Annotated in this window: 10 protein-coding genes; 9 read left to right on the plus strand and 1 reads right to left on the minus strand. The window is 67.3% G+C overall.

The annotated features are described in order from the left end of the window. Window positions 1–79 precede the first annotated feature (79 nt). Window positions 80–1,249 (plus strand): polysaccharide biosynthesis/export family protein, encoded by a 1,170-nt coding sequence (locus ACFQ4G_RS13575; protein ID WP_238207384.1) that lies wholly within the window; start codon window positions 80–82, stop codon window positions 1,247–1,249. Between the two features lie 153 nt (window positions 1,250–1,402). On the opposite strand, the gene ACFQ4G_RS13580 is transcribed toward ACFQ4G_RS13575, so the two are convergent. Then, window positions 1,403–1,546 carry a hypothetical protein gene (locus tag ACFQ4G_RS13580; protein ID WP_238207508.1) on the minus strand — a complete coding sequence of 48 codons (144 nt, stop codon included), beginning with the start codon at window positions 1,544–1,546 and terminating at the stop codon, window positions 1,403–1,405. Here ACFQ4G_RS13580 and ACFQ4G_RS13585 point away from each other — a divergent pair. From ACFQ4G_RS13585 to ACFQ4G_RS13620, 8 genes are all read left to right on the plus strand, one after another. After that, window positions 1,545–2,630 carry a branched-chain amino acid ABC transporter substrate-binding protein gene (locus ACFQ4G_RS13585; protein ID WP_379040404.1) on the plus strand — a complete coding sequence of 362 codons (1,086 nt, stop codon included), beginning with the start codon at window positions 1,545–1,547 and terminating at the stop codon, window positions 2,628–2,630. The genes ACFQ4G_RS13580 and ACFQ4G_RS13585 overlap by 2 nt on opposite strands. 110 nt (window positions 2,631–2,740) lie before the next feature. Further along, on the plus strand, window positions 2,741–3,841 hold the full coding sequence (locus ACFQ4G_RS13590) for a TRAP transporter substrate-binding protein (RefSeq protein ID WP_238207385.1): 1,101 nt from the start codon (window positions 2,741–2,743) through the stop codon (window positions 3,839–3,841). Between the two features lie 425 nt (window positions 3,842–4,266). After that, window positions 4,267–5,682, plus strand: coding sequence for a deoxyribodipyrimidine photo-lyase (locus tag ACFQ4G_RS13595; RefSeq protein ID WP_238207386.1), 1,416 nt, complete (start codon window positions 4,267–4,269; stop codon window positions 5,680–5,682). Window positions 5,683–5,978: 296 nt separating this feature from the next. Beyond that, entirely contained in the window at window positions 5,979–7,328 is a 1,350-nt protein-coding gene (locus ACFQ4G_RS13600) for a chloride channel protein (RefSeq protein WP_238207387.1), read from the plus strand. 69 nt (window positions 7,329–7,397) lie between these two features. After that, complete coding sequence (locus ACFQ4G_RS13605; protein ID WP_238207388.1) at window positions 7,398–7,577, plus strand: DUF1328 domain-containing protein; 180 nt, start codon at window positions 7,398–7,400, stop codon at window positions 7,575–7,577. A gap of 4 nt (window positions 7,578–7,581) precedes the next feature. Beyond that, complete coding sequence (locus ACFQ4G_RS13610; protein WP_238207389.1) at window positions 7,582–8,445, plus strand: SDR family oxidoreductase; 864 nt, start codon at window positions 7,582–7,584, stop codon at window positions 8,443–8,445. 137 nt (window positions 8,446–8,582) lie between these two features. Beyond that, the gene (locus tag ACFQ4G_RS13615) at window positions 8,583–8,834 is read left to right on the plus strand and encodes a type II toxin-antitoxin system ParD family antitoxin (protein ID WP_238207391.1); all 252 of its coding nucleotides are present in this window, start codon (window positions 8,583–8,585) and stop codon (window positions 8,832–8,834) included. Continuing rightward, on the plus strand, window positions 8,831–9,148 hold the full coding sequence (locus ACFQ4G_RS13620) for a type II toxin-antitoxin system RelE/ParE family toxin (protein ID WP_238207392.1): 318 nt from the start codon (window positions 8,831–8,833) through the stop codon (window positions 9,146–9,148). The genes ACFQ4G_RS13615 and ACFQ4G_RS13620 overlap by 4 nt, the downstream gene beginning before the upstream one ends. The last annotated feature ends 1 nt before the right edge of the window (window position 9,149 follow it).

Here is a 9,149-nt window from a genome sequence, read left to right on the forward strand (position 1 = left end):
GAGTGTGACCGCCTCGCCACGGACAGTGACTCGGCTTTGGTTTAGGCAGCGGATGAGAGAAACCGACAGGCGAAACTGCATGCGCACTCTGCCTATCGTCCTTGTCACCGCCCTTTCGGTGTCTGGATGCAACGCCTTCCTGCCGGCTGCGGGTCCCTCGACCTCGGCTGTGGTGGACGGGGCGGATCAGGCGACGAGCGAGGGCACCTTCGCCCGCTACGAACTCATCGACATGAGCTCCGCCGTGGTCGAGGCCATGCGCGGACGCCCCCTCGACAGCCTGTTCGCATCCTTCGGCGACCATCGCGCTCCGGCGGAATCCGTCATCGGTATCGGCGACGCCGTGGCGGTCTCGGTGTTCGAGGCGGGATCGGGCGGTCTGTTCTCGGGACCTCTCACGGTCAATTCCTTCTCCGCCGGCTCGAAGGCGGCGCAGCTGCCCGAGCAGGTCGTTTCGCGCGACGGCGCGATCTCGGTGCCCTATGCCGGACGCATCAAGGTCGCCGGACGGCGCGCCCAGGACGTCCAGTCGCTGATCGAGACCGAACTCGCCGGCAAGGCGATCCAGCCGCAGGTCATCGTCACCGTGACCCGGGCGATCTCGCAATCGGTCACCGTGGGCGGCGAATCCATCGGCGGCGCCCGCGTCCCCCTCGGCTCCCAGGGCGACCGCATCCTCGACGTCATCGCCAGCGCCGGCGGCGTCAAGACGCCCGTCAACGAGACGTTCGTGCGCCTGTCGCGGGGCGGCACCACGGCGACGGTGCCGCTGACCACGGTGGTGTCGAACCCGAAAGAGAACATCTACCTGCGCCCCAACGACAACCTGACCCTCGTGCGCGACCCCCAGACCTTCCTGGCGGTGGGTGCCCTGGGTCAGGCGACCGAGATCGCGTTCCAGGCCGAGGGCATCACCCTGGCCCAGGCCCTGGCCAAGGCGCGCGGCCAGCGCGACGTCGATGCCGATCCGACCGGGACCTTCATCTTCCGGTTCGAGCCGGCGGCCGTGGTGCGCCGCCTCAAGCCCGGAAGCCCGCTCCTCGGCACGCCGCTGGTGCCGGTGGTCTACCGGGTCGACATGCGCGATCCCAACAGCCTGTTTCTCACCCAGGCGTTCCGCATGCGCAATCGCGACATGATCTACGTCTCGAACGCGCCGTTCACCGAGATCAAGAAGGTGCTCTCCGTCTTCGCCGCAGCGGCCCAGCCGATCACCACCGGCGTCCGCGTCGGCAGCGCGATCGACTGAGATCGCCTCTGTCCTCGCGGGTCGGGACGGCCCTCAGATCGGCCCGGTCCGGCCAGGTGGACAGACCGGGGCACTTGCGTTCTGGCCGGCCTTGTCGCACGGCTCCGCGATGCCATGGGAGCCGGGGGGTAACTCGCGGGGCTCGCTTGTCTTTCAGGGGGCCGGACGGGCGTTGGGGCGGGGCGACATGAGGATGAGACGGGTGGCCCGCTTCTTCGGGCCGGCGAGCGGATGCTTCCGCGTGGCCCTGCGCAGGCCGGCATCCGCCGCGCCGAGAACGGTCGTTTCCGCTCTCATGGTCGCCGTCTCTGCCGCATTCTTCGTCGTTTCCGCTGCGCGAGCCGATGTGACGGTCGGCGTCGCGGTTCCGCAATCGGGCGCCTACGTCGCCGTCGGCGAGCAGGTCCTTCGCGGCGTCCGCGCCGCCGTGCGGGACGCCAATGCCAAGGGCGGGCTCGCCGGGCAGACCATCCAGCTCGACGTCCAGGACGATGCCTGCGATTCCAACAAGGCCGTGGCGGTGGCCAAGCACTACGCCTTGAGCGAGGTGCGCCTCGTCGTCGGCCATGTCTGCTCGAACGCCTCGCTCGCCGCCTCCGAGGTCTATGCCGCCAACGGCATCACCATGATCACCGCGGCCTCCGTCGCCGCCAAACTCACCGATCGCGGGCTTCCGAACGTGTTCCGGGTCTGCGGGCGCGACGACGACCAGGCCAAGCTCTCCGCCACCGTGCTGGCTGAGCGCTTCCGCGACAGGAAGATCGCGATCCTCAACGACCAGAGTCCGGGCTCCCGTGCCCTCGCCGCAGCCACCAAGGACAACCTCAACCGGATCGGCATCAACGAGGCGCTGGCCACGGCCTTCGTGGCCAGCGACGCCGACGATGCGGCGCTCGCCGACCGGCTGAAGGATGCGGGGATCGCCGTGGCCTATTATGGCGGCGACGCCCTCGAAATGGGCCGGCTCGTGCGGATCTCCGCGGAGCGGGGCTTCCGGCCGCAATGGTTCGGCACCTCCGCCATCGCCACGCAGGATTTCGCCACAGCCGCCGGCCCGGCCAGCAACGGCGTGCTGATGACCTTCTATCTCGACCCGCGCCGCAAACCCGAGGCCGCCCCCGTGGTCCAGGCGCTGAAGGCCGCGGGCGGCGACGTGGAGGGCTCGACGATCTACGGCTATGCCGCCCTCCAGGCGCTGGTGGAGGCGGGCAATTTCGCCCGCAGCACGGATGCACGGCGCATCGCGGCGGCCCTGCATACCGAGCGTTTCGACCTCGTCCTCGGTTCGGTGGGATTCGATGGCAAGGGCGATGTCACCGCGCAGGGCTACGTGCTCTATGTATGGAAGGACGGGACCTTCACCTACGCCAGCCCTCCCTGATCGTTTTCGGCGGGCGAGGGGCCGGACAGGTGGAACGAGGACGAATATCGGATCGATTTGCTTCCTGTCCCGTTCGTGAACGAACCGAGAAACGGGCGAAGCGAGTTTCCATGGCCTCATACCCTGCGCGCCGCAGCCTGCTCGCCGCCGGATTCGGCGGTGCCGCCGCGGCCCTGTCGACGGGAGCGGCGCGGGCCGAGACGATGCCCGAGACGCGCTGGCGGCTCGCCTCCCACTACCCGAAATCCCTCGACATCCTGTTCGGCGCGCCGGAGACCGTGTCGCGCCTCGTCTCGGAAGCCACGGATGGCCGCTTCCAGATCCAGGTCCTGCCGCCGGGCGAGCCGGTTCCGGCCGAGGGCGTGATCGATGCGGTGTCGAGCGCCGCGGTGGAGATGGGGCATGCGCCGGCGACCCTCGGCACCGCGAAGGATCCGACCTTCGCGCTGGCCACCGCCCTGCCCTTCGGTCTCAATGCGCGCGGACAGAATGCGTGGTGGCTCCAGGGGGGCGCCGCCGACCTGTTCTCGGAGGTCTTCGCCAAGCATGGGCTCGTGAGCCTTCCCGGCGGCAATACCGGCGCGCAGATGGGCGGCTGGTTCCGACGGGAGGTGAAGAGCACCGCCGACCTCCAGGGCATGAAGATCCGCATCGCCGGTCTCGGCGGCCAGGTCCTGGCGAAGTTCGGCGCCGTGCCCCAGGCGACGCCGGGACCGGAGATCTATGCGGGCCTGGAATCGAAGGCCCTCGACGCGGCCGAATGGATCGGTCCCTACGACGACGAGAAGCTCGGGCTGCAGAAGGTAGCGCCGACCTATCATTACCCCGGCTTCTGGGAGGGCAGCGCGATGCTGCATTTCTGGATCGGCGCGGAGGCGTGGAAGGCGCTGCCGAAAGCCTATCGCGCGATCCTGCAGGCCGCGGCGGCGCAGGCCCATGCCGAGGTCCAGGCGAAATACGATGCGCGCAATCCCCGCGCCCTTCGCCGCCTCGTGGCCGGCGGTGCGCAGCTCCGTCCCTTCCCCCAGGACGTGATGGAGGCGGCGCTGAAACACGCCAACGACGTCTACGGCGAGATTTCGGCTAGGAGCGCCGATTTCAAACGCATCTACGAAGCTATGAAGACGTTCCGGAACGAGGAATATCTCTGGTTCCAGGTGGCGGAATACACCTACGACAATTTCATGATCCGGGCGCGGGCTCGCGGATGACCGGCCCGAGGCTGAGATCAGAAAAAAAGGCCGCTCCGAAGAGCGGCCCGAAGTCTAGGGAGGAAACGCCCAAGGAGGGCAGCAGGACCGCGACGCCATCGCGCTCCCGCAATGCACAATCTGATCCTCCTGCACGGAATTGCAAGGTCGTTCGCGCAACGCGACGATCCCTTTTCGTGCGGCGACACACTTCGCAATCCTTCTGTATCGAAAATGTCTCAGGTCAAATCCGGCGACAGTCTTGCGGCCGATCTGCTGCATCTATGGCAATCATCGCTCGTCATGGCGTTGTCGATGCATTGAATTCACGCCTGCGAATGTTGGCGGCGTCCGTCTCCGGCGCCGATCCATGACCAAATCGTTAACTCCCGCCCCTCGCCTGCCGGGCCACAGATTCATCGACCACACAGGACCCGTTTCACACGATGGCGATACAGGCGCAGAGAATTCGAGATCTGAATGACGGCGATCCGCAAGCGGGCGGATCGTACGTCCTCTATCTGATGCAGCAGGCCAACCGAGCGCATTTCAACCCGGCGCTCGAATTCGCCATCGAGGAGGCCAACAGGCTCGGCCTTCCCGTCGTCGCCTGTTTCGGGCTGCTCGACGGGGCGAACGGCTTTCCCGAGGCCAATGCGCGCCATTACGCCTTCCTGCTGCAGGGCCTCGCCGATGCGAAGGCGGGGCTGGAGGCGCGCGGCATCCACTTCGTCATGCGCAAGGCGTCCCCTGCCGACATCGCCATCGCGCTGTCCGACGAGGCGGCACTCCTCGTCCTCGACCGCGGCTACCTCGCCATCCAGAAGCGCTGGTACGGCGAGATCGTGAAGGCGGCAAAGACCCGTATCGTCCAGGTGGAGGGCGACGTGGTGGTGCCGGTGGAGACCGCCTCTCCCAAGCACGAATACGCGGCCCGCACCCTGCGCCCCAAGATCCTCAAGCTCCTCGACGAGTATGTGGAGGCGCTCAAACCCCGGACCGTGAAGCACAAGGCCGGACGTGGGCTGCCGAAGAGCGAGATCGACGTCTCCGATCCCGATTCCGTGCTGGCCGGAATGACCCTCGACCGCGAGGTCGCTCCGGTGAAGCGCTTCACCGGCGGAGAGAGCGAGGCGCGCCGGCGCCTGAAGGCCTATCTCGCCGGGCCGTTCCGCTCCTATGGCAACGACCGCAACCGGCCCGAGGCGGGGGCCGCCTCGCATATGAGCCCCTACCTGCATTTCGGGCAGATCTCGCCCGTGGAGATCGCCCTCGCCGTCCGGGAATCGAAGGCGGGCGCCGCCGAGGACAGGGCCTCCTATCTCGAAGAACTGATCGTGCGGCGCGAGCTATCCATGAACCACGTCTACTTCACCGAGCGCTACGACAGCTACGAGCATGCGGTGCCGGACTGGGCGCGGAAATCCCTGGCCGACCATGCCGAGGACGAGCGCCCGCATCGCTACACCGAAAAGCAGCTCGCGGAGGGTGAGACCCACGACGAATACTGGAACGCGGCCCAGGCCGAGATGCGGGTGACCGGCTACATGCACAACCACCTGCGCATGTACTGGGGCAAGAAGATCCTCGAATGGTCCCCGAGCGCGGAGGAGGGATTCAAGCGGACCCTGCGCCTCAACAACCGCTACTTCCTCGACGGGCGCGACGCGAATTCCTTCACCAACGTCGCCTGGGTCTACGGCCTGCACGACCGGCCCTGGGCACGGCGCAAGATCTTCGGCACCGTGCGCTACCAGAGCGAGAACTCGTTGAGGAAATTCGACGCCAAGGCCTATCTCAAGACCGTCGGCGAGCTCTGCAAGGCGGAAAGCGAGGCGAAGCCACCGCGGAAGTCGGGTTGAGGGGCGGTATGTGCCTTGCGTCGCAGGCCTTGCCCGGTGAGTGTCCTCGGGCTTCGAGTTCGTGTCGGCACTGGCGTCGTACCGTACCGTGATCCCCTCCGTCATTCCGGGGCGCCGCAGGCGAGCCCGGAATCCAGAATCGCCGGTGGAGCAGAATGAACGTCGACCTATGGTTCTCGATTCCGGGCTCTGCTGCGCAGCCCCGGAAAGACGGGGTCGGTTCACTTCCTTTCAGCCAATCGGACGAGCGATCGAGCACGTAACCGTGACTTCGAAGTCTGCGCAGGCCGGTGATCATGCTTGAACCCGAACCCGCCTCCCCTCCGGCGCGGACACGCCTGTCCCGCCTGCGCGGCGCGGCCTTCGATGCCGCGCCATTGTGGCGGCAGCGGCTGCTGTTCCTCTTCGGAGGGCTCTGCGTGGGACTCGCGGCGGTGGCGATGGCCAAGCTCGCCGACTGGGCCCAGGACGTGTTCCGCTGGATGGTGTCGCCCTCGCCGCTCGTCGCACTGGTGCTGACGCCGCTCGGCTTCGCCATCGCGATCCTGCTCTCCATCCGGGTGTTCCCGAACTCGCAAGGGTCGGGGATTCCGCAGGTGATCGCCGCGCGCCATACCGAGGATCCGGCGATCCGCAGCGCCCTGGTCTCCCTCAGGACGGCGTTCGGCAAGATCCTGGTCATGACCTTCGGTCTCGCCTGCGGCGCCTCCACGGGACGCGAGGGACCGACCGTCCAGGTGGGCGCGGCGATCATGGCCGCCGTCGGCCGCCTCGACGCGGACCGCCTGCCCGGCGTCATCCTGGCCGGCGGCGCGGCGGGGGTCGCCGCGGCCTTCAACACGCCGATCGCCGGCATCGTCTTCGGGATCGAGGAACTGAGCCGGACCTACGAGGCGCGCACCAGCGGGCTCATCGTCGCCACGGTGATCGCCGCCGGGCTCACGGCACTCGCGATCCAGGGCGACTACACCTATTTCGGCACGACCAAGGCCCTGCTGCCCTTCGGCCCCGGCTGGCTCGCCGTGCCGATCCTCGGCGTGCTCGGCGGTGTCGCCGGCGGTGTGTTCGGCCGCGTCACCATCCTGTTCGCCAGGGGGCTGCCGGGACGGATCGGCGGCGCCATCCGTCGCCATCCTGTCGTGTTCGGCACCCTGTGCGGGCTCGGCGTCGCCCTGTGCGGGCTTGCATCGGGCGGCACGGTCTACGGAACCGGCTACGAGGAGGCGCGTGCCATGCTCCACGGCACCGATACCGGCCACCCGGCCTATGCGCCGCTGAAGTTCCTGGCGACGGTGTTCTCGTCGATCAGCGGCATCCCCGGCGGCCTGTTCGCGCCCTCCCTCAGCGTCGGGGCGGGGATGGGCGTCTGGCTGCACGGCCTGTTCGCGGAGGTGCCGATCGGTGCCCTGGTGCTCATCGGCATGACCGCCTACCTCACCGGCGCCCTGCAGGCGCCCATCACCGCCTTCGTCATCGTCACCGAAATGACCCAGGACCACTCGATGATGATCCCGCTCATGGTGACCGCTCTCATCGCCGACGCGGTTTCCAAGCTGATCTGCCGCGAAGGGCTCTACCACGCGCTGGCGGCCATCATCCTGGAGAAGGCCGATCCCGGCTCCGCGCCCGTGATCCGGACGGCCTGACAAGCTTGAGCGGAACGCTTCCGGGCCGAGACGGTTATCGGTCGTTCCGCACGCTGGAGTTTCGCGCGTATGACCCTTCTCAAATGGGCCCTCATCTGTTTCGTCATCTCGCTCCTGGCGGGTGGCCTCGGCTTCACCGGGATCGCCTCGGGTGCGCGCTCCCTGTCGCGGATCCTGTTCGGCGTGTTCCTCGTGATCGCGATCGTCATCGTCGTGCTCGCCGTGGCCGCCGGGAAGATGATCTTCTGAGCCGATGAAGGCGCCCGCTCCGTCGATCCCCGGACAGACCTGTCTCGTCACCGGCGCCACTTCCGGCATCGGCTACGAGACGGCTTTGGGATTGGCGCGGGCCGGCGCCCGCGTCGGGATCGTCGGCCGGGATGCCGCCCGCACCGAGGGGGCGGCCTCCCGTATCCGCGCGACCGTGCCGGGCGCCCGTATCGACGTCTTCCTGGCCGATCTGTCCTCGCAGGCCGAAATCCGACGCCTCGCCGGCGAGGTCCGGGATGCCTACTCCCGCCTCGACGTGCTGGTGAACAATGCCGGGGCGATCTTCGATTCCCGGCATATCACCGTGGATGGTCTGGAGCGGACCTGGGCCCTCGACCATCTCGCCTACATGCTGCTGACTCTGGAACTCCTCGACCTGTTGAAGGCGAGCGCGCCGTCCCGCATCGTCAACGTCGCCTCAATGGCGCATAAGCGCGGCCGGATCGACCTCGACGACATCGACGGTGCCGGAGGCTACGGCGCATTGAAGGCCTATTCGCAGGCGAAACTCGGCAACGTGCTGTTCACCGCCGCCCTCGCCCGCCGTCTCGCCGGCACCGGAGTGACCGCGAATTCCCTCCATCCCGGCGTGATCGCCAGCGGGTTCGCCGGTGGCACCGGAGGCTGGTTCGGCTTCGGCTGGTCCTTGATCCGGCCCTTTCTCAGCAATCCGACCGATGGCGCCGCGACCTCCCTCCATCTCGCCACATCGCCGGAGGTGGCGGGCGTCAGCGGGCGCTATTTCTCGAAGTGCAGGCCCGTGCCGACCTCCTCCCTCGGACGGGACGAGGCGCTTCAGGAACGCGTCTGGGCGCTGAGCCTGCGACAGGTCGGGCGGTCGGAATAGGGCGACGGTCATGGCGCCGGCTGAGACAGGGCCGCAGACATCGTCGGAATGGTCGCTACTCCTCCAGCCCGCGTCTCTATGTCAAAAAATGCACCGTTTATGTTATGCTTTTGCCTCGATCCAAATGCGAGGACGGCATGAACGTATCGGTCGGTGATCGGTGGGAGGGGTTTATTTCCCGCATCGTGCAGGATGGACGCTATGGCTCGGCGAGTGAGGTGGTGCGCGAGGGTCTTCGCCTCGTCGAAGAGCGCGAAGCCAAACTCCAGGCCCTGCGCCGGACCTTGAGCGACGCCATCGAAGCGGGTGGTCATGCGAGCGAGGACGAGATCGATGCCGCGCTCGCGGCAAAGAGCGCGGAACTCGAGGCTCTGGGCTACGGGGAGTGAGCAAGGCTCGGTTCCTGCCATTCGCACGAACCAACCTCGTCGATATTCTCGGTTACGTCACCGAAATGAGCGGCAGCCTGGCCATCGCACAGGGATTCGTTGCGCGACTTCGCAGCCAATGCCATCGATTGGCGACGCTCCCGGGAAAGCTCGGTCGGGCACGTCGGGAATTGCCGAGCGACATACGCAGCTTTCCTTGCGAAAGTTACGTGATCTTCTTCCGCTATGATGCCGGGACGGTGGAGATCGTCGCGATCCTGCATTCCAGCCGAGATCCCGGTCCTCACCTCACCGATCATCCGGCCAGCGAATGAT

Origin of the sequence: Methylobacterium marchantiae, from assembly GCF_042679825.1 — a bacterium.
Taxonomy (GTDB): domain Bacteria; phylum Pseudomonadota; class Alphaproteobacteria; order Rhizobiales; family Beijerinckiaceae; genus Methylobacterium; species Methylobacterium marchantiae.